Below are 19,507 nucleotides of genomic sequence, written 5' to 3' on the forward strand. Positions count from 1 at the left end.
CAAAGGGCGGGTATGCCGCGTGGTGACCACGCGGCATACCCGCCCTTGCGTCGTGGCTGGGATCAGCCCTCGGCTGCGTCCCCGACCGTCTCGACCACGGGGAGCTCGAGGCTGCCCGGGTGCGGCGTGCCGGCGAAGGTGAAGGCCTCGTTCTTGCCCTCGCCCTCGGTCTTGACGAGCACCAGCTCGCCCGACTTCAGCTCGCCGTAGAGGATCTTCTCGGACAGGACGTCCTCGATCTCGCGCTGGATCGTCCGGCGCAGCGGCCGGGCGCCGAGCACGGGGTCGTAGCCCTTCTTGGCCAGGAGGTTCTTGGCCTCGATGGTGAGCTCGATGCCCATGTCCTTGTCCTTGAGCCGCTTGTCGAGCTTGGCGATCTCGAGGTCGACGATGGCGACGATCTCCTCCTGCGTGAGCTGGGGGAAGACGATCGTGTCGTCGACGCGGTTGAGGAACTCGGGCCGGAAGTGCTGCTTGAGCTCGTCCTGGACCTTGGCCTTCATCCGGTCGTAGTCGCTACGGGAGTCGGGCCCGGCCGAGAAGCCGAGCGAGACGCCCTTGGCGATGTCCCGCGTGCCGAGGTTGGTCGTCATGATGATGACGGTGTTCTTGAAGTCGACCATCCGACCCTGGGAGTCGGTGAGGCGGCCGTCCTCGAGCACCTGCAGCAGCGAGTTGAAGATGTCCGGGTGGGCCTTCTCGACCTCGTCGAACAGCACGACCGAGAACGGCTTGCGGCGCACCTTCTCGGTGAGCTGGCCGCCCTCTTCGTAGCCGACGTAGCCGGGAGGCGAACCGAACAGCCGCGACACGGTGTGCTTCTCGGAGAACTCGCTCATGTCGAGCTGGATCAGGCTGTCCTCGTCGCCGAAGAGGAACTCCGCGAGCGTCTTGGCCAGCTCGGTCTTACCGACACCGGTCGGGCCGGCGAAGATGAACGAGCCACCGGGACGACGCGGGTCCTTCAGGCCGGCGCGGGTGCGGCGGATCGCCTGCGAGAGCGCCTTGATGGCGTCGTCCATGCCGACGATGCGCTTGTGCAGCTCGTCCTCCATGTGGAGCAGCCGGCTCGACTCCTCCTCGGTGAGCTTGAACACGGGGATGCCGGTCGAGGCGGCCAGCACCTCGGCGATGAGCTCCTCGTCGACCTCAGCCACGACGTCCATGTCGCCGGACTTCCACTGCGACTCACGCTCGGCCTTGGCGGCGAGCAGCTTCTTCTCGTCGTCGCGAAGACCGGCGGCCTTCTCGAAGTCCTGCCCGTCGATGGCCGACTCCTTCTCGAGCCGCACCGCCGCGATCTTCTCGTCGAACTCGCGCAGGTCCGGCGGAGCCGTCATCCGGCGGATGCGCAACCGCGCGCCCGCCTCGTCGATGAGGTCGATCGCCTTGTCGGGCAGGAACCGGTCGTTGATGTAGCGGTCGGCCAGGTTGGCCGCGCTCACCAGCGCGCTGTCGGTGATGGACACCCGGTGGTGTGCCTCGTAGCGGTCACGCAGGCCCTTGAGGATCTCGATCGCGTGGCTGAGCGTGGGCTCGGCCACCTGGATCGGCTGGAAGCGGCGCTCGAGTGCCGAGTCCTTCTCGATGTGCTTGCGGTACTCGTCGAGCGTGGTGGCACCGATGGTCTGGAGCTCACCGCGGGCCAGCATCGGCTTGAGGATGCTGGCGGCGTCGATCGCGCCCTCGGCGGCACCCGCACCCACGAGGGTGTGGATCTCGTCGATGAACAGGATGATGTCGCCGCGGGTGCGGATCTCCTTGAGGACCTTCTTCAGCCGCTCCTCGAAGTCACCGCGGTAGCGGCTGCCGGCGACGAGCGCGCCGAGGTCGAGGGTGTAGAGCTGCTTGTCCTTGAGGGTCTCGGGCACCTCGCCCTTGACGATGTCCTGGGCCAGGCCCTCGACGACGGCGGTCTTGCCGACGCCGGGCTCGCCGATGAGGACGGGGTTGTTCTTGGTGCGGCGGGACAGCACCTGCATGACCCGCTCGATCTCCTTCTCGCGCCCGATGACCGGGTCGAGCTTGCCCTCGCGGGCGGCCATGGTGAGGTTGCGACCGAACTGGTCGAGCACCAGCGAGCCCGCCGGGGTGCCCTCCGCCTGCTGGCCGGCGCCGACGCCCGCAGGCGCGCCACCCTCCTTGCCCTGGTAGCCGGAGATGAGCTGGATGACCTGCTGGCGCACGCGGTTGAGGTCGGCGCCCAGCTTGACGAGGACCTGGGCGGCGACGCCCTCGCCCTCGCGGATGAGCCCGAGCAGGATGTGCTCGGTCCCGATGTAGTTGTGGCCGAGCTGGAGCGCCTCGCGCAGGCTCAGCTCGAGGACCTTCTTCGCCCGCGGCGTGAAGGGAATGTGGCCGCTCGGGGCCTGCTGCCCCTGGCCGATGATCTCCTGGACCTGCTCGCGGACCGACTCCAGCGAAATGCCAAGACTCTCCAGGGCCTTGGAGGCGACACCTTCACCCTCGTGGATGAGGCCGAGCAGGATGTGCTCGGTCCCGATGTAGTTGTGGTTGAGCATGCGCGCCTCTTCCTGCGCGAGCACGACCACCCTTCGGGCCCGATCGGTGAACCGTTCAAACATCTCTTCTGCTCCTGCCTATCGAGATCACCTCGATGCTATCCGTGCTCCCTGACCGCGGCGCTGCCTTTCACCGACCGATACCCGATCGAGGCTTGGGTCATGCCCGCCAGAGGACTCATGGGGGGAACGTGACCCACCCGCTGCCTGTTCCCCGCAGGTGAGCCCGGCTCACTCATGTTCGCCGTGGGCGAACCCTGGGAGGGCGACGGTATGCCGCGGGGCCGGCCCCGCGGCATACTTCGCCGTGTTTGCCCACCCCGTCGGCTCAGGCGTCGGGGCCCTTGGCGCGGACCTTCTCGACCTGTTCCATCGCCTCGCGCAGCTCACCGAGCCAGGTGTCGGACTTCTCGCCGACGAGCTTGACGCACCAGGCGAGGGCGTCGGCGCGGGAGCGGGCGACCCCGGCGTCGACGAGGGTGTCGAGGACCTTGCGCTCGGGCTGGCGCAGGCGGGTCATGACGGGGGCCGCGAGGTGGGTGAACAGCACCTGCTCGTCCCCGACCCGAACGCCCCAACTGACCTTGCGGCCGGAGAGGTGCTCGAGCTCGCGGGCGATCTCGATGCGCTGCTCGCGGGTGTCCTCGCGGAAGGTCTTGACCGCGCCGCGGGCGGCGACGGCGCGCTCTGCGTCGTCGGCGTCCTTGGGCAGGTCGGGGGCGGCGAGGTCACCCCAGATGACGAGCTCGTCGCGGTCGCGGTCGACCTCGACCGGGCCGGTGAACCAGTCCTTCGGGATGCGGCCGGCCAGCCACGCCTCCGCGGTCGTTCGTGTTGCCATGTAATGATGATTACACGATTGCAACAGCAGGGGAAGAGGGGGTCACTTCGGTCGCTGGTCGCTGATCCGCTTGGCCTTCCCGAGCGAGCGCTCGAGGGCGTGCGGCTCGACCACGTCGACGGCGACCGTGACGCCGACCCGGTCCTTGACCCGCGAGCGCAGCTGCGCCGCCATCGCCTCGCGCTCGGCCGGCGTGGACTGGGCCGAGGCGGCCTCGACCTGCACGGTCAGCTCGTCCATCCGCCCCGGTCGCGTCAGGACGCACAGGTAGTGCGGCGTCAGCCCATCGATCGTGAGCAGGTGCTCCTCGATCTGGGAGGGGAAGACGTTGACGCCACGGACGATCATCATGTCGTCGGTGCGCCCCGTGATCTTGGCCATGCGACGGAACTGCGGGTATGCCGTGCCGGGGCTGAGCGTGGTGAGATCCCTGGTGCGGTAACGGATCACGGGCATCGCCTGCTTGGTGAGGGAGGTGAAGACCAGCTCGCCCTCCTCGCCGTCGGGCAGCACCTCACCGGTGACGGGGTCGACCACCTCGGGGTAGAAGTGGTCCTCCCAGATGTGCAGCCCGTCCTGGGTCTCCCCCGACTCCTGTGACACACCCGGCCCGATGACCTCCGACAGTCCGTAGATGTCGACGGCCTTGATGCCCGAGCGCTGTTCGACCTCCTCGCGCAGCTGCTCGGTCCACGGCTCGGCCCCGAAGATGCCTATTTCCAAGGAGGTCGATGCTGGGTCCACTCCTTGCGCCTCCATCTCGTCGAGGATCGCGAGGAAGTAGCTCGGCGTCACCATGATGACCCGCGGCTGGAAGTCCGAGATGAGCTGCACCTGGCGCTCGGTCATGCCGCCGCTGACGGGCACGACGGTGCAGCCGAGCCGCTCGGCGCCGTAGTGCGCGCCGAGACCGCCGGTGAACAGGCCGTAGCCGTAGACGACGTGGAGCACGTCGCCCGGGCGGCCCCCGGCGGCCTCGATCGAGCGCGCCATCACCTCGGCCCACATGTCGACGTCGTCGCGGGTGTAGCCGACGACGGTCGGGCGGCCGGTCGTGCCACTCGACGCGTGCACCCGCACCACCTGCTCGCGCGGCACCGCGAACATCCCGAACGGGTAGTTCTCCCGCAGGTCCGCCTTGGCGGTGAAGGGGAACCGCGCCAGGTCGCCGAGCTCGCGCAGGTCGTCAGGCTTGACCCCGACGTCGCCGAAGGCCTTGCGGTAGTGCGGCACGTTGTCGTACGCGTGCCGCAGGGTGGCGCGCATGCGCTCCAGCTGGAGGGCCCGCAGCTCGTCGACGGTGGAGGGAACGCCGTTGTCCATGGGGCCGATCCTTGCACCACCGGGTGGTTGGATGGCCGGCATGCACCCGCACCGGCCGGATCACTGGCTGCACGCCGCGGTGGAGGTGCGCCCGTCGCCGATTGCGGGCCGCGGGCTGTTCGCTCGCGCGCCGATCGCGGCTGGCACCGTCGTGGCCCGGCTCGGCGGTCGGCTCGTCGACGACGCCGGCCTCCGTGCGGCATTCGCGGACGCCGACGGCTACGTCGACACCATCGTGGTCGACGCCGGCCGGCACCTGCTGCTCGCGCCCGGTGGCGACATCCGGTTCGCCAACCACGCGTGCGACCCGAACCTCGGGTGGGCCGACGAGTACACCCTCGTCGCCACGTCCGGCATCGCCGGCGGTGACGAGCTCACCAGTGACTACTCGACGAGCACCGTCGACGCCGATTGGGTGCTGCGCTGCCACTGCCCCTCGACGCGGTGCCGCCAGATGGTGACCGGCGAGGACTGGCGGATCCCCCAGCTGCAGCAGCGGTATGCCGGGTGGTGGCCCCCGTACCTCCAGCGGCTCATCGACGGCAGCGCCTGACCCGGCACCCCGCGCTCAGCCGCCGCGCGGCGCGTAGACCTCGCTCTGGCGACGCATGACCTCGCGCATCGGCGTGCCTCGCGGCACCCCGTAGACGGTGCCGGGGAAGTCGAGCGGCTCCTGGACCTGCCACAGCTCCTCGTGCCGGTCCGCGGAGAAGAGCTGCGCCGGGTCACCCGCAGCCACCCAGCCGATCGGCACGACGGTGCCCGGCTCGAGCCGGGAGTTGACGTGCAGGACGCTACCGATCCGCAGCTCGGCGCCGGAGCCGGCGAGCGACCCCGGGAAGAGGGAGGCGCCGGTGGCCACGAACACCTCGTCCTCGACGGTCGTGCCGTTCAGGTGGGTGTGCGGCCCGACCAGGACCGCGTCGCCGATGGTGAGCGGGTGGTTCGCGCGGCCGCGCAGCACCGCGTGCTCCATCACCACCACATCCGAGCCGATGCGCACCGTCCCGCGCTCGCCGTCGATGACGGCCAGCGGCAGGATGCGCGACCCGGCGCCGATGACGACGTCGCCGCTGACCACTGCGGAGGGAGCGACGGAGGCTGTCTCGTGGATCGTGACCATCGACCCATCGTCGGCCAGCTCGCCACGCGGGACCAGCGCAGCTACGCGATGCCAGAGGCGCGGCATACGCCTCCGGCATCCCGGTAGGCCACCCCCCGACGGCCGAACCTGAGAAGTTGCCGTGAATCGGCCGCCCCGATGTCGTGCGGCACGCACGCGACGTAGGCTCGCAGACGTGGACCGGCAGGGAGCGACGCTGCTCGACCGGGGGCAGGACGAACCCGCGCCCGAGGCTGCTCCGCGCCGCCGTTGGCGACCGAGCCGGGCCATGCTTCTCGTCGCAGCAGCCCTGGCGGTCATGCTCGTCGGGGTCCTCGCGTTCGCCCTCACCCGCGGCCCGGAGACCCCACCCATCACCAGGGCCGACGTCGACAAGGCGGTCCAGAACGGCATCGCCGATGCCCAGAAGAAGGCGCGCCAGGCACCCCCAGACGCGGCCGCGGCATACCGGGTCATCGCCCCTTCGATCGTCGTGATCAGCACGACCGGCAGCGGGGCCAAGGGAGCCGAGCGCGGCACGGGCGCCGGGGTGGTGGTGAGCAAGGACGGCACGATCCTCACTGCCCTGCACGTCGTCGAGGACGCCGACACGATCACGGTGCGGTTTGCCGACGGCACCCAGTCCTCGGCCGAGGTCAAGGAGGCCACGAAGGCCAACGACACCGCGTCCCTCACCCCGGACCGGCTCCCTCAGGTCGTTGTGCCCGCGGTCCTCGGCGGCGGGACCCAGGTCGGTGACGACGTGTTCGCGGTGGGCCACCCGCTCGGGCTGGCCGACTCGCTGTCGGCTGGCGTCGTGTCGGCACTGGACCGGTCGATCAAGGTCAGCGCGAGCCGCACCCTCGAGGGGCTCATCCAGTTCGACGCCGCCGTCAACCCGGGCAACTCCGGCGGTCCGCTGCTCAACCGCGACGGGCAGGTGGTCGGCATCGTGACCGGCCTCGCCAACCCGTCGGAGCAGAACTTCTTCGTCGGCATCGGTTTCGCCGTCCCCATCGCGAGCGCCGGTGGGTCCGCCGGCGCACCGGAACAGTAGTCACGCCAGAGGAGCACGCATGGAACCCACCCGACCCGATCTGGCCGCCCCACGCCCGGCGCAGGGCCCGCTCGAGCAGGCGCTCTACGAGGTGAAGAAGACCATCGTCGGCCAGGACGTGCTGCTCGAGCGGATGCTCGTGGCGTTGCTGGCGCGCGGCCACCTGCTCGTCGAGGGCGTGCCGGGACTGGCCAAGACGATGGCGATCAAGACTTTGGCCGAAGCGATGGGCGGTCAGTTCCAACGGATCCAGTTCACGCCCGACCTGGTGCCGGCCGACGTCATCGGCACCCGCATCTGGAACCAGAAGGAGGGCGACTTCCAGGTCTCGCTCGGCCCGGTCTTCGCCAACCTCGTCCTCGCCGACGAGATCAACCGCGCGCCGGCGAAGGTGCAGAGCGCGCTGCTCGAGGTGATGCAGGAACGCCAGGTCACGATCGGCCGTGAGACCTTCGCCGCGCCCGACCCCTTCCTCGTCATGGCGACGCAGAACCCCATCGAGTCCGAGGGCACCTACGCGCTGCCGGAGGCGCAGGTCGACCGGTTCATGCTCAAGACGCTGATCGGATATCCCTCTCCCGCAGAGGAGTTCGTCGTCGTCGAGCGGATGACCACAAGGTTCGAGCGCGCGCAGCAGGTGCTCACCATCGACCAGCTCGTGGACTACCAGCGCAGGACCGACGAGGTCTACGTCGACCCGGCACTGATCGAGTATGCCGTCCGGCTGGCGTCCGCGACCCGCTCGCCCGGGCAGGTGGGGCTGCCGGACCTCGCGCGCTACCTGTCGTTCGGGGCGAGCCCGCGCGCGTCGATCAACCTCGTGCTGGCGGGCAAGGCGCTGGCGTTCCTGCGCGGTCGCGACTTCGCGCGGCCGCAGGACATCCGCGACCTCGCCCGCGACGTGATGCGGCACCGGTTGGTGCTGTCCTACGAGGCCCTGGCCGAGGGCATGAGCGCCGACGACGTCCTCACCCCGATCCTCGAGGCCGTCAGCGTGCCCGACGTGCCGTTGCGCGAGCGTCGCCAGCAGGCCGCCTCCGGCGTGAGCCCAGCCGGCGGCCACCAGTCGAGCGGGACGCAGTGGCACGGCCGGTAGCCGCTCCCCCTGCGGTGGCCCCCGAAGCACTGCTGCGGCGCCTGCAGTGGCGGGTGGTGCGCCGCCTCGACGGGCGCGTGCAGGGTGACTACCGCACGCTCTTTCGCGGCAGCGGGCTCGACTTCACCGACCTGCGCGAGTACGAGGCGGGTGACGACCTGCGCCACATCGACTGGAACGTCACGGCGCGGATGGACACGCCGTACGTGCGCGAGTACGTCGAGGACCGCGAGGTGACCGCGTGGCTGCTGCTGGACCGGTCCGCGTCCATGGGCTTCGGACCCGTCGACCGGCAGAAGTCGTTGGTGCTCACCGAGATCGCGATGACCATCGGCCACCTTCTCTCCCGCGGCGGCAACCGGCTCGCCGCGGTGCTGCTCGACGACGGGCTGCACACTATTCCGCCCGGCCAGGGGCGCAACCAGGTCCTGCGCATCGCCCGCGCCCTGCTCGATCCCCCGGCCGAGCCCTCCGGCCACACCACCACCGACCTGGGCACGTTGCTGCGGGCCGGGCTCGGGGTGGCCCGGCGCCGCTCCCTCGTCATCGTGGTGTCCGACTTCATCAGCACGCCCGGCTGGGAGCAGCCGTTGTCGCTGCTGGCCCGTCGCCACGACGTGGTGGCGCTGCAGGTCGTCGACCCGCGCGAGTCCGAGCTCCCCGACGTGGGCGCGGTCTACGTCGAGGACGCCGAGACCGGCGAGCAGATCTTCGTGGACACCAGCGACCCGGTCTTCCGCGCCCGCCTCACCGAGGCCGCCGAGCAGCGGCAGGAGGAGCTCGTCGGCGCCGCGCGCCGCGCGGGCACCGACCTGTTCCAGGTCTCCACCGACGACGACCTCGTGCGCGCGCTGGCCCGCATCAGCGAGCTGAGGCGGCAGCGGCGGCGATGACCTTCCAGTGGCCCGCAGCCCTCCTGCTGCTCCTGTTCGTACCCGTCCTCGTCGTCGGGTACCGCCTCCAGCTGCGCCGTCGCGCCCAGCGCCGGGAGGCGTTGGCACAGCAGGGAATGGTGGCACCGGAGGCTGCCCACGACCGCTGGCGCCACCTCGTGCCGGCGCTCCTGCTCGGCGCCCTGGCCCTGCTGCTCGTCTCGGTCGCGCGGCCGACCGCGACGATCGCCGAGCCGCACCGGGAGGGCACCGTCATCCTCGCCTTCGACGTGTCGAACAGCATGGCGGCCAAGGACGTCGCGCCCACGCGGCTCGAGGCCGCCAAGACCGCCGCGCGGAAGTTCGTCGAGCGGCAGCCCTCGACCATCCGGCTCGGCGTCGTGGCGTTCGGCAACAGCGCCGTCGTCACGCAGCAGCCGACCGAGGACCGCGGCCTGGTCACCGCGGCGATCGACCGGCTCAGGACCGACGGCGGCACCGCCCTCGGGGCGGGCATCATCACCGGGCTGGGCGCCATCGCCGGCAAGCCGATCCCGGTCGACCCGCAGGCGCAGAACCTCGACGACGTCCCGATCGGCTACTACGGGTCGGCCGCGATGATCCTGCTGTCCGACGGCGAGAACACCACCAAGCCGGACCCCCTCCAGGTCGCCGAGCTCGCCTCCGCCGCGGGTGTGAAGGTCTACCCGATCGGCCTGGGCAGCCCGCAGGGCACGGTGCTCGACATCGACGGCTTCCAGGTGTCGACGGCGCTCGACGAGGCGACCCTGCAGGGCATCGCCGACCTCACCGATGGCCAGTACCACGCGGCCGCCGACGCCGCGTCGCTCACCAAGGTCTACGACTCGATCGACCTCGCGTGGACCACCCGCAGCGAGGAGCGCGAGGTCACGTCGTGGTTCGCGGCCGCGGCCGCTCTCCTGCTCCTGGTCGGTGCTGCCCTGGCGGTGCTGCGCTCGGGACGGGTGGTGTGACATGAGGTTCAACCTCCCCTACGTCCTGCTCGGCCTGCTGACCGTCCCGGTCCTCGTCGCGGCATACCTGTGGCAGCTGCGCCGACGACGCCGCGCCGCCATCCGGTTCTCGCACGTCGCGTTGCTGCGCAAGGCGGTTCCGCGCCAACGCAGCTGGCGCCGTCACGTGCCCATCGCCATGGTGCTGGCCGCCCTCGGGCTGCTGGCGCTGGCTGGGGCCCGGCCGCAGGTGCGTGCCCAGGTGCCGGTGTCCAGCTCGGCGGTGATCCTCGCGATCGACGTGTCCGGCTCGATGTGCTCGACCGACGTGTCACCCAACCGCATGTCGGCGGCGCAGGACGCGGTGCGCAAGTTCGTCGACGACCAGAACGCCAAGACGCGGATCGGCCTGGTGGTGTTCTCGGGGTTTGCGCAGCTGTCGGTGGCGCCGACCACGGACCACGAGGAGCTGCTCACGGCAGTAGACGGGCTCACGACGGGGCGCGGCACCGCGATCGGTGCGGCCATCCTCAAGTCGATCGACGCGGTCTCCGAGATCAACCCGCAGGTGGCGCCGTCGGACCCGAACTCTGGTGAGGTGCAAGGCGATCCGGGCGTCCCCGACGGCCCCGACCAGCGCCCCACTCCGACGCCGAGCCCGTCCGCACCCAGCACCCCCGGCACCCCCTCCGGCCAGAAGGCGCCCGAGATCGTGGTCCTGCTGACCGATGGCGCGAACACTCGCGGCGTCACCCCCGAGTCGGCCGCCGAGCAGGCGGCGCAGCGGGGTGTGCGCGTCTACCCGATCGGCTTCGGCACCAGTGAGCCGACGCAGATGGTCTGCACGAGCGAGCAGCTCGGCGGCGGGATGTTCGACGGACCGCCACAGGGCCTCGGCGGGCTCGGGTTCGGCGCCCGCAACTTCCTCGTCGTCGACGAGGACTCGTTGCGCCAGGTCGCCTCGACCACCGGTGGCGAGTACTTCAAGGCCGAGGACGCCGAGCAGCTCAACACGGTCTTCAAGGACCTGCCGCAGCGCGCCGACACCCAGGAACGCGACGTCGACGTCAGTGTCGCCTTCGCCGGGCTGGCCGCCCTGGTGCTGTTGCTGGCGTTGTGGCTCGGCCTGCGGTGGGCGCCCCACCCCCAGTGACGTCGCGTATGCCGCGTGGCCGCGCGCGCTCGACCGCGCGTCGTGCGCGACCCGGGCGGTCACGAACGACGCGCGGTGCGGCTCACCCCTGCTCGCCGCCGTGGTCGGGCTGACCGACGCGCAGCACCACCTGCGTGCCGTGCGGTGCCGACTGCACGAGACGAAGCTGCGCCAGCGCCGGGTGTGCGTCGAGCAGCTTGGCACCGTTGGCGAGCGAACGCAGCGCTGCGGTCTCTGCGCGTGCCCCTTCGAGGAGCGCCAGGCCGCGCTGCCGGGCGGTGACCAGCTCGGCAGCAGCGTGACGCACCTCGACCGGCAGGATCACGTCACGGACGACGACCTCCCCGACCCGCACACCCACCGTCCCGGCCACCGCCGCCGTAGCCGCAGTGATCTCGTCGGCCGGCACCCGGGCACCGCGACGGGTCAGGTCGTCGAGGTCGAGGCCGGCCAGCGCGTCGCGGAGCGCGACCTGGGCCGCAAGGTAGACCAGCGCACCCGGGTCGCCCGCCTGCTCGAGCCACGCCACGGCGTCGTCGACGGCCCACCGCACGACGGCGGACACCTTCACCACCACGCCGTCAGCAGTCATCACCTCCTGGGGTGCCACCACGGTCATGGTGTCGCGCAGGTCGACCGTGACGTAGCGCGCACGCCAGGTCCGGCGGTGCCGACCGGGGGCCAGCACCCGCTCGTGCTTGCCGTTCAGGTACTCCACGGCGCAGTGTCGCGCGGGCACGGTGATGGTGAACAGGGACATCAGGATCGACCTCCTCCGGTTGGGTCGGCTGGGTTGCGGATTCTGTTGTGAGACAGCTGGATCACGCACCGGACGACGCCGCCGGGCGACGGCCAGAGCGGGACAGGCACCGCACGGGCGCTGTCGCAGAGCAGGGGCCGACGGGTGCCCGGCGGCGGCGCCCGTCGAGGAGTCGAACCTCATGGTGTGCGAGCACCTGTGCCTGGTGGATCCATCGAGCGAGGTCGACGCGCAGGACCGCCTGTGGCACGCCACGGTGGCTGCTGACCTCGCCTTGTCCGTCGACAAGGGTGCGGCACGGCGCCGACACGACGCCACCCATTTACCGTTCGACAGCTACTCGCCCGGCTGTTCCGATGCCGTCAACGGCGGCGTTGGCAGCGGCCGCACCAGTAGAGCGTGCGGCCTGCCACCTGCCGGCTCCGGATGCGCGAGCCACACACCCGGCACGGCTCACCAGTTCGCTTGTAGACGTAGGAGATTCGCTCGTCCAGTCGCTCGACGGTGCCGTCGGCCATCGCCGCCCGGACCTCCTCGACCTGTTCGGCCACCGTCACGATGCGACCCGTCGCCACCCCGAGCGGCAGCAGGTCGACGAGGTCGAGCCAGATCGCGTCCCACGTCGAGCGGCGCAGCTCCAGACCCGGCCGGAACGGGTCGACCCGCAGCCGGAACAGCACCTCGCACCGGTAGACGTTCCCGACTCCCGCCAGCACCGCCTGGTCCATGAGCAGCTCGCCAATCCCCTTGCTGCTGCGGCTGATCCGACGCCACGCGACCTCCGGCTCGGGGTCGGGTCGCAGCGGGTCGGCAGCATCGACGCGCAAGGGGTCAGGACCGAGTCGCGAGCGGACCGCCTCGACCTGCTCCGGCGTGATGACGGCACACAGGTTCGGCCCGCGCAGGTCGGCGACGTGCGCGTCCGTCTCCAACCGCAGACGCACCTGGCCCACGACGGGCAACTCACCGGCATACCCCCGCTCGTCGACCGAGAACTTGCCGATCAGCCCGAGGTGCACGTGCAGCCAGGCGTCGCCCTCGAACTCGACGAACAGGTGCTTGCCCCAGGAGGTGGCGTGCAGCAGCTCGCGCCCGGACAGCAGCGCTGCGCCGGCGGCGAAGCGCCCCTGCGGGCTCGTCACCACCGGTCGGGTGCCCGCGAAGGCGGCGTCGAGGTCGCGGGCGAGGGCGAACAGCGTGTGACCTTCGGGCATGGGGCAATCCTCCCCCGCGCCTACACTGCGGGGCATGGCGGCCACCGAGACGCGACTCCTGCTCCTCGGCACCGTCATGCTCTTCGAACCGGTCAACGGCTACCAGCTGCGGCGTGAGCTGCTCTCCTGGGAGGTCGACGACTGGGCGCACGTCAACCCCGGGTCGATCTACTCCGGCCTCGCCACCCTCGCCAAGCAGGGGGCGCTGGAACGGCACGACGTCGTCGACGGCACCCGTGAGGTGGCGGTCTACACGAGCACGACCCACGGCCGTCGGGAGTTCGAGCGGCTGTGGGAGCACGCGGTCGAGTCGGTGGGCCTCACGTCCTCGCTCGCGTTCCACACGGCGATGGCGCTGCTGCCCCTCATGCCTCGCGACCGGGTGCTGGCAGCCCTGACCGCCCGCATCGCCGCGCTCGACGTGATGACGCGACGTCAGCTCGACCAGAACACCTCCGGCGCCGCCAGCGTCCCGCCCCACGTGCGGTCGCTCGCGGACCTGTGGATGGGCATGAGCCAGACCGAGCGGGAGTGGCTCGTCGACCTGCGCGCCCGCATCGAGCGCGGCGAGCTGGCGCTGCGTGGGGAGCCGGTCGACTGGGAGGTCCCCGCGGACGACCCCGGCTGGCAGATGGCCGGTGACCGCGAGCGCTACGTGAAGCTCATCGGCAAGCGCCGCTGAGGCACGCCCCGCCCCTTCCGCCTGGACGACCCCCGCTGAGGTATGCCGCCGGCCCAGCTCCGCGGCATACCTCTCCGTCCTGCCCGGCCGACCCGTGAAAGTGCGCGGAAACGCGATGGATTCGTGTCGGTGGCCGGGTCTACCGTCGCGAGCCCGAAGCCGGGTGGGCGCAGAGCTGCTTGACGAGAAGGTGTTCAATGTTGAACACTGATCGTATTCAAGTTTGAACACGACGGTTGAGAAGGAGCCGTGATGATCGAGGCACGAGGACTCGTGCAGACCTTCCAGAGTCGGGAAGGCAAGGCCAAGAAGGAAGTTCGCGCCGTCGACGGGGTCGACCTGGACGTCGCCGAGGGCGAGGTCGTCGGGTTCCTCGGACCCAACGGCGCCGGCAAGACCACGACGCTGCGGATGCTGACCACCCTGCTCAAGCCGACCGAGGGCACCGCGCGCGTGGCTGGCTACGACGTGGTCAAGGACTCCGTGCAGGTGCGGCGGCGCATCGGGTACGTGTCACAGAGCGGCTCGACCGGCAGCTTGGCCCGCGGCGGGGACGAGGTCGTCGACCACGGGATGCTCTACGGCATGTCGCAGCGTGAGGCGACCGAGCGCGGCAAACAGCTCTTCGACCAGCTCGACCTGCCGGGGCTGTGGACCCGTCAGCCCAAGGCGATGTCAGGTGGCCAGCGGCGCCGGCTCGACATCGCGATGGGCCTCATCCACGAGCCGACCCTCGTCTTCCTCGACGAGCCGACCACCGGCCTCGACCCGCAGGCGCGGGCCAACCTGTGGGAGCACATCGCCGACCTGCGCCGACGCCGCGGGGCCACGGTGTTCCTGACGACCCACTACCTCGACGAGGCCGACGCTCTCTCCGACCGGATCATCATCATCGACCACGGCAAGATCGTCGCCGCCGACACCAGCGACAACCTCAAGGCGCAGGTGTCCGGTGACCTGGTCGTGCTCGAGGTCAGTGACCCGGACCGCGTGGCCGACGCCGCGACCCGGCTCGAGTCCGTGGCCGAGCAGGTCACCGTCGACGGCTCGCACGCGAGCGGTCGCGTCCGCCGGGCCGCCAAGGCCGTGCCCGGGCTGCTGCGCGACCTGCAGGCCGCCGACATCGACCTCGAGTCGATCGAGGTCAAGCGACCCACCCTCGACGATGTGTTCCTCACCCTGACCGGCCGCTCGCTGCGGGACGCCGAGGCGTCCACCGAGAAGGCCGACCCCGAGACCAGCAAGGAGAAGTGAGATGCGGTTCCTGCGCGAGTCCTTCATCATCTTCCGCCGCCAGCTGCGGATGAACCTGCGCAACCCCGCGTGGGTGCTCATCGGGCTGATGCAGCCCGTGCTCTACCTCTTCCTCTTCGGCCCCCTGCTGAAGCCGATGGCGAAGCAGTTCGGCTACGACAACGCGTGGACCTTCTTCGTGCCGGGCATGCTGGTGCAGCTCGGCATGTTCGGGGCGTTCTTCGCCGGGTTCGGGCTCATCTCCGAGTGGCGTGACGGTGTCGTCGAGGCCGAGCGGGTCACGCCTGCGAGCCGGACCGCGCTGCTCATGGGGCGCCTGTGGCGCGACCTGCTGCAGCTGTTCGTCCAGGCCATGGTGCTCGTCGGCCTCGGGTATGCCGTGGGCATGGAGGCACCGGCGCGCGGTGTCGTCGCGGGCGTCGTGCTGACCCTGCTCGTCGGCGGGGCCTGCGCCGCGGCGTCCAACGCGCTCGCGCTCACCACCAAGTCCGAGGACTCGATGGCGCCGATCATCAACGTCGTGATGATGCCGGTACTGCTGCTCTCCGGCATCCTGCTGCCGATGACGCTCGGCCCGAAGTGGCTCGAGAGGACCAGCGACTTCATGCCGTTCCGGTGGATCGTCGACGCCGTCCGCAGCTCGTTCCTCGGCGACTTCGGCAACGACAAGCTGCTGTGGGGCACCGGCTGGGCGGTCCTGCTGTTCGCCCTCGCCATGTGGTGGGGCACGGCGACCTTCCGCAAGGAGAACGCCTGACGCCCTCCCGGCCCGTCGCCAGAGGTGAGGGGTATGCCGCGTGGTCACCACGCGGCATACCCCTCACGCCGTCGGGTCCTGCGGCGCCGGCGTGCCCTGGTGGGCCCGCAGCTGCCAGCGACCGCGGTCGCGCACCCACACCGAGCTGCGGCGGGCGCGCCCGTCCTTGGTCACCGAGTCATAGGTGACGAGCACGACGTCCGGCGCAAGGCCGGTGGCGACGAGGTCCTCGGCGCGCGCGGCATCCGTGCCGCCCTCGGACTCCATGAGGTCCAGGACGCAGTCACGGTCCCACACCCGCCCCGACTGCCCAACCTCGCGGAAGTCCTGGTGCAGCAACAGCCGCGCGCTGTCGCGGTCACCGCGCACGGCACCGGTGAGCAGGGCGCGCTCGCAGTCGGCGACGACCTCGAGGTCCTCGTCGGTCGGCAGCTCCGCCACGTCAGCTGGCCTTCTTGGCGGCCTTCTTCGCCGTCTTCTTCGCAGTGGTCTTCTTGGCAGCCGTCTTCTTGGTGGTGGACTTGCTGCTCGACTTCGCGGGCGCGGAGTCGCTCGGCGCCTCTCCACGACCGGCCTTGGCCTTGTCGACCGACTTCTTGAGCGCCGCCAGCAGGTCGACGACCTCACCGGAGTCGTCCTTGGACTCGGGCGCGTGCTGCACCTCGCCGCCCTCGACCTTGGCCTTGACCAGGGCCTGCACGGCAGCGGCGTAGTCGTCTTCATACTCGTCCGGCTCGTAGTCGCCCGCGAGCTGCTCGATGAGCAGGTCGGCCATCGCGAGCTCCTGCTTGGTGGCCTTGCCCTCGTCGTCGAGCGTGGCGAAGTCGGGCTTGCGGATCTCGTCGGGCCACAGCAGCGTCTGCATGACGATGACACCGTCGTGGACACGCAGCACCGCCATGGTCATGCGGGTGCGGATCGAGACGGTGACGACGGCGACGCGGTTCTCCTTCTCGAGGGCGTCGCGCAGCAGGACGTAGGGCTTGGTCGAGTCCTTGTCGGGCTCGAGGTAGTAGGACTTGTCGTAGAGCATCGGGTCGATCTGGTCGGCCGGCACGAACTTCTCGACCGAGATCTCCTTGCTGCTCGTGGCAGGCAGCTCCTTGAAGTCCTCGTCGGTGAGGACGACCATCTCGCCGTCCTCGGTCTCGTAGCCCTTGGCGATGTCGTCGTAGGACACGACCTCGCCGTCGATGCTGCACGTCCGCTGGTACTTGATCCGGCCGCCATCCTCCCGGTGGACCTGCCGGAACTGCACGTCGTGGTTCTCGGTCGCGGAGTAGAGACGGATCGGTACGTTGACCAGGCCGAAGGAGACCGCGCCCTTCCAGATCGCTCGCATACCCCCGATCCTCCCGCATGCCGGGGACAGGCGCCACGCCCGTGGGCCCGGCGGCGCCGCCGTGGCGCCGGGTCAGCGGTCGGCGACCAGCGCGCTCGGGGTGACCTCGACTGCGAACGGCTCGCTCGCGGCATACGTCTCGTCACCGCTGACCGAGGCGACCTCGACGTAGGCGCCGTCGCGCAGTGCCCACGCGGTGAGGCTGGGCGCCTGCGGGTCGACGACCCAGTAGTGCGGGCAGCCCGCGAGCTCGTAACGCGCCTTCTTGAGGTTGAGGTCGATGAGCCGGGTGCTGGGCGAGAGGATCTCCACCGCCAGGAGTGGCGCCACTGGAAGGTCCTTGTCCGAGAAGGCGTCACCGCGCGCCACCAGGAGGTCCGGCTGTACCACGGTGTCGTCAGCCAGCACCACGTCCAGCGGAGCGGTCAGGACCTCGAACCCGGGGGTCGCCGTGTCGTAGAGCAGAGCCGACAAACGCATCGACACGCGCTGGTGCCGCGGCGTCGGTGCGGGCGTCACCAGGAGGGTCCCGTCGATGAGTTCATGGCGGCGACCGTCATCGGGCATCGCCTCGAGATCCGCCCGCGTGAACGGCTCGCCCACGAACACGAGCCCAGTGCTCTCCATGGCAGTCATCGTGCCCCCTTCCCTCCATGCGGCCAAGCCTCCCGCGAGTTGTCGACGGGCCTCGGCCGTTGTCCACAGGTCCTCAGCGATGGTGCGACAGGATGGGGTCATGCGTCCCATGCTGGCCAGCCCGGCCGACACCACCCCCCGGGGCGAGGACTGGGTGCACGAGGTCAAGTGGGACGGCATGCGCGTGCTCGTCGACGTGCACGACGGCAAGCTCACCATCAGCTCGCGGACCGGCAACGACGTGACCGCGAGCTACCCCGAGCTGGCGACCCTGGCCGACCAGTACGACGACATGCTGCTCGACGGCGAGGTGGTGGCCCTCGACGGCGGACGCCCATCGTTCGCCGCGCTCGCCGACCGCATGCACGTCAAGGACCGGCGACGTGCCGAGCGCCTCGCCGCCGCGCGGCCCGTCACCTTGATGGTGTTCGACCTGCTCCGCCTGTATGCCGCGGACCTCACCTCCCAGCCCTGGTCGGCCCGGCGCGAGCTGCTCGAGCGGCTCGACCTCGACGGGCGGCACTGGCAGGTGCCCCCGGTCTACGACGATGGTGACGAGCTCTTCGAGGCCACCCGTGAGCAGGGGCTCGAGGGAATCGTGAGCAAGCGGCGGTCGGCGCCGTACCTCGCCGGTCGCCGCTCCAAGGACTGGCTCAAACGCCCACACCGCACCAGCGTCTCGGCGGTCGTCGGTGGCTGGCGGCCGGAGAAGACCAACGACTCGGGCCGGCTCGGCGCGGTGCTGCTCGGTGTGCCCGACGGGGCGGGCGGCTGGCGGTTCGCCGGGCGGATGGGCAGTGGCATCGCCGGGGCCGCGGCCGTCCGGCTGGCCGAGGCACTCGCCCCGCTGACGCGTCCGACGTCGCCGTTCAGCGACCCGGTTCCACGCATCGACGCCGTGGGCGCCACCTGGGTGGAACCGCGCGTCGTCGTGGAGGCGCGCACGCTGGAGGTGACGCGCGACGGGCGGCTGCGCCAGCCGGCATACCTCGGCATCCGCACTGACGTGACCCCCGACGACCTGCAGGAGGTGGACGGTGCCTGACCCCGAGGTGACCCGCGTCGAGGTGGCCGGGCGCAAACTCAAGCTGACCAGCCTCGACAAGCTGCTCTACCCCGCGACGGAGACGACCAAGGGCGAAGTGCTGAACTACTACGCCCGCGTCGCCGAGGTGCTGCTCCCCCATCTGGCCGACCGCGCGGTGACACGGGTGCGCTGGCCGCACGGCGTCGAGGGACCGTCGTTCTTCGAGAAGAACCTGCCCTCGGGTGCACCGTCGTGGCTGGAGTCGGTCGTGGTCGACGGAGTGCGGTTCCCCCTCGTCAGCGACCTCGCCGACCTGACCTACCTCGTCAACCTCAACTCGATCGAGCTGCACGTGCACCAGTGGACCGTCGTCGACGACGAGCCGCAGCCGCCGAACCGCATGGTGGTCGACCTCGACCCGGGCCAGGGCGCCGGGTTGCACGAGTGCGCGCGCGTGGCGCTCATGGTGCGGGACCGGCTGTCCGGGCTGGGGCTCGACACATTTCCGGTCACCAGTGGCAGCAAGGGAATGCAGCTGTATGCCGGCCTGCCTGGAGACCTCGACAGCGAGACCGTCAAGGACATGGCGATGCAGCTCGCGCAGGAGCTGACCAAGCGCCACCCCGACCTCGTCGTGTGGAAGATGACGAAGTCGCTGCGACCGGGGAAGGTGTTCATCGACTGGAGCCAGAACACCTTCCACAAGACCACGGTGTGCCCGTACTCGCTGCGGGGCAAGGAGATTCCCACGGTGGCAGCGCCCCGGACGTGGGACGAGGTGGAGGCCGGTGCCGCGGGGGCGAAGTTCGAGCAGCTCGGATTCGAGGAGGTTCTCGAGCGGGTCGAACGAGACGGGGACCTGCTGGCACCGCTCTTCGGTGGGGAATGATCGAGG

At 70.5% G+C, this 19,507-nt stretch carries 20 protein-coding genes; 11 read left to right on the plus strand and 9 right to left on the minus strand.

Features of this window, described 5'->3' with window-relative positions:
• Positions 1-62 precede the first annotated feature (62 nt).
• The 3 genes from HJG52_RS16695 to paaK all read right to left on the minus strand — a co-directional run bounded on the left by HJG52_RS16695 (position 63) and on the right by paaK (position 4,686).
• Positions 63-2,585 carry an ATP-dependent Clp protease ATP-binding subunit gene (locus tag HJG52_RS16695; protein ID WP_171244754.1) on the minus strand — a complete coding sequence of 841 codons (2,523 nt, stop codon included), beginning with the start codon at positions 2,583-2,585 and terminating at the stop codon, positions 63-65.
• A gap of 265 nt (positions 2,586-2,850) precedes the next feature.
• Entirely contained in the window at positions 2,851-3,363 is a 513-nt protein-coding gene (locus HJG52_RS16700) for a hypothetical protein (protein WP_171244755.1), read from the minus strand.
• 42 nt (positions 3,364-3,405) lie between these two features.
• Positions 3,406-4,686, minus strand: a complete 1,281-nt coding sequence (paaK, locus tag HJG52_RS16705; protein WP_206070995.1) for a phenylacetate--CoA ligase PaaK — start codon at positions 4,684-4,686, stop codon at positions 3,406-3,408.
• Between the two features lie 40 nt (positions 4,687-4,726).
• Here paaK and HJG52_RS16710 point away from each other — a divergent pair, with 40 nt between their 5' ends.
• Positions 4,727-5,239: an SET domain-containing protein gene (locus HJG52_RS16710; RefSeq protein ID WP_171244757.1), complete on the plus strand. Its 513-nt coding sequence runs from the start codon at positions 4,727-4,729 to the stop codon at positions 5,237-5,239.
• A 15-nt stretch (positions 5,240-5,254) separates the two neighbouring features.
• Here HJG52_RS16710 and HJG52_RS16715 read toward each other — a convergent pair whose 3' ends face one another.
• The gene (locus HJG52_RS16715; RefSeq protein WP_171244758.1) at positions 5,255-5,809 is read right to left on the minus strand and encodes a gamma carbonic anhydrase family protein; all 555 of its coding nucleotides are present in this window, start codon (positions 5,807-5,809) and stop codon (positions 5,255-5,257) included.
• A 175-nt stretch (positions 5,810-5,984) separates the two neighbouring features.
• On the opposite strand from HJG52_RS16715, the gene HJG52_RS16720 reads away from it, so the two are divergent.
• Genes HJG52_RS16720 through HJG52_RS16740 form a run of 5 tightly spaced genes read left to right on the plus strand, consistent with a single transcriptional unit; the run spans position 5,985 to position 10,940 of the window.
• The gene (locus HJG52_RS16720; RefSeq protein WP_346767802.1) at positions 5,985-6,845 is read left to right on the plus strand and encodes a S1C family serine protease; all 861 of its coding nucleotides are present in this window, start codon (positions 5,985-5,987) and stop codon (positions 6,843-6,845) included.
• A 19-nt stretch (positions 6,846-6,864) separates the two neighbouring features.
• The gene (locus HJG52_RS16725) at positions 6,865-7,941 is read left to right on the plus strand and encodes an AAA family ATPase (protein WP_171244759.1); all 1,077 of its coding nucleotides are present in this window, start codon (positions 6,865-6,867) and stop codon (positions 7,939-7,941) included.
• A 14-nt stretch (positions 7,942-7,955) separates the two neighbouring features.
• Positions 7,956-8,834, plus strand: coding sequence for a DUF58 domain-containing protein (locus HJG52_RS16730; RefSeq protein WP_346767803.1), 879 nt, complete (start codon positions 7,956-7,958; stop codon positions 8,832-8,834).
• Complete coding sequence (locus tag HJG52_RS16735; RefSeq protein ID WP_171244761.1) at positions 8,831-9,808, plus strand: vWA domain-containing protein; 978 nt, start codon at positions 8,831-8,833, stop codon at positions 9,806-9,808. Before HJG52_RS16730 ends, HJG52_RS16735 begins: the two co-directional genes overlap by 4 nt.
• A gap of 1 nt (position 9,809) precedes the next feature.
• Positions 9,810-10,940: a VWA domain-containing protein gene (locus tag HJG52_RS16740; protein ID WP_171244762.1), complete on the plus strand. Its 1,131-nt coding sequence runs from the start codon at positions 9,810-9,812 to the stop codon at positions 10,938-10,940.
• 82 nt (positions 10,941-11,022) lie between these two features.
• Here the strand turns inward: HJG52_RS16740 and HJG52_RS16745 are convergent, their stop codons facing one another.
• Both HJG52_RS16745 and HJG52_RS16750 read right to left on the minus strand, forming a co-directional pair.
• Entirely contained in the window at positions 11,023-11,700 is a 678-nt protein-coding gene (locus HJG52_RS16745) for an SPFH domain-containing protein (protein WP_171244763.1), read from the minus strand.
• A gap of 362 nt (positions 11,701-12,062) precedes the next feature.
• Entirely contained in the window at positions 12,063-12,914 is an 852-nt protein-coding gene (locus tag HJG52_RS16750) for an Fpg/Nei family DNA glycosylase (protein ID WP_171244764.1), read from the minus strand.
• A 34-nt stretch (positions 12,915-12,948) separates the two neighbouring features.
• Between HJG52_RS16750 and HJG52_RS16755 the strand changes: the two genes are divergently transcribed.
• The 3 genes from HJG52_RS16755 (at position 12,949) to HJG52_RS16765 (ending at position 15,607) form a co-directional block, all read left to right on the plus strand.
• The gene (locus HJG52_RS16755) at positions 12,949-13,596 is read left to right on the plus strand and encodes a PadR family transcriptional regulator (protein WP_171244765.1); all 648 of its coding nucleotides are present in this window, start codon (positions 12,949-12,951) and stop codon (positions 13,594-13,596) included.
• Between the two features lie 252 nt (positions 13,597-13,848).
• Positions 13,849-14,850, plus strand: coding sequence for an ATP-binding cassette domain-containing protein (locus HJG52_RS16760; RefSeq protein ID WP_171244766.1), 1,002 nt, complete (start codon positions 13,849-13,851; stop codon positions 14,848-14,850).
• A gap of 1 nt (position 14,851) precedes the next feature.
• A complete protein-coding gene (locus tag HJG52_RS16765; protein ID WP_171244767.1) occupies positions 14,852-15,607 on the plus strand; it encodes an ABC transporter permease in 756 nt (251 codons plus the stop codon).
• Positions 15,608-15,670: 63 nt separating this feature from the next.
• Here the strand turns inward: HJG52_RS16765 and HJG52_RS16770 are convergent, their stop codons facing one another.
• From HJG52_RS16770 to HJG52_RS16780, 3 genes are all read right to left on the minus strand, one after another.
• The gene (locus HJG52_RS16770; protein WP_171244768.1) at positions 15,671-16,048 is read right to left on the minus strand and encodes a DUF4440 domain-containing protein; all 378 of its coding nucleotides are present in this window, start codon (positions 16,046-16,048) and stop codon (positions 15,671-15,673) included.
• Between the two features lies 1 nt (position 16,049).
• Entirely contained in the window at positions 16,050-16,949 is a 900-nt protein-coding gene (ku, locus tag HJG52_RS16775; RefSeq protein WP_171244769.1) for a non-homologous end joining protein Ku, read from the minus strand.
• Between the two features lie 72 nt (positions 16,950-17,021).
• The gene (locus HJG52_RS16780) at positions 17,022-17,576 is read right to left on the minus strand and encodes a Uma2 family endonuclease (RefSeq protein ID WP_206070998.1); all 555 of its coding nucleotides are present in this window, start codon (positions 17,574-17,576) and stop codon (positions 17,022-17,024) included.
• 109 nt (positions 17,577-17,685) lie between these two features.
• On the opposite strand from HJG52_RS16780, the gene ligD (HJG52_RS16785) reads away from it, so the two are divergent.
• Together ligD (HJG52_RS16785) and ligD (HJG52_RS16790) are read left to right on the plus strand one after the other, a co-directional pair.
• A complete protein-coding gene (gene ligD / locus HJG52_RS16785; protein WP_171244771.1) occupies positions 17,686-18,630 on the plus strand; it encodes a non-homologous end-joining DNA ligase in 945 nt (314 codons plus the stop codon).
• Positions 18,623-19,501, plus strand: a complete 879-nt coding sequence (gene ligD, locus HJG52_RS16790; protein WP_171244772.1) for a non-homologous end-joining DNA ligase — start codon at positions 18,623-18,625, stop codon at positions 19,499-19,501. Before ligD (HJG52_RS16785) ends, ligD (HJG52_RS16790) begins: the two co-directional genes overlap by 8 nt.
• Positions 19,502-19,507 lie beyond the last annotated feature (6 nt).

This window comes from Knoellia koreensis, from assembly GCF_013041615.1.
Taxonomy (GTDB): Bacteria; Actinomycetota; Actinomycetes; order Actinomycetales; family Dermatophilaceae; genus Pedococcus; species Pedococcus koreensis.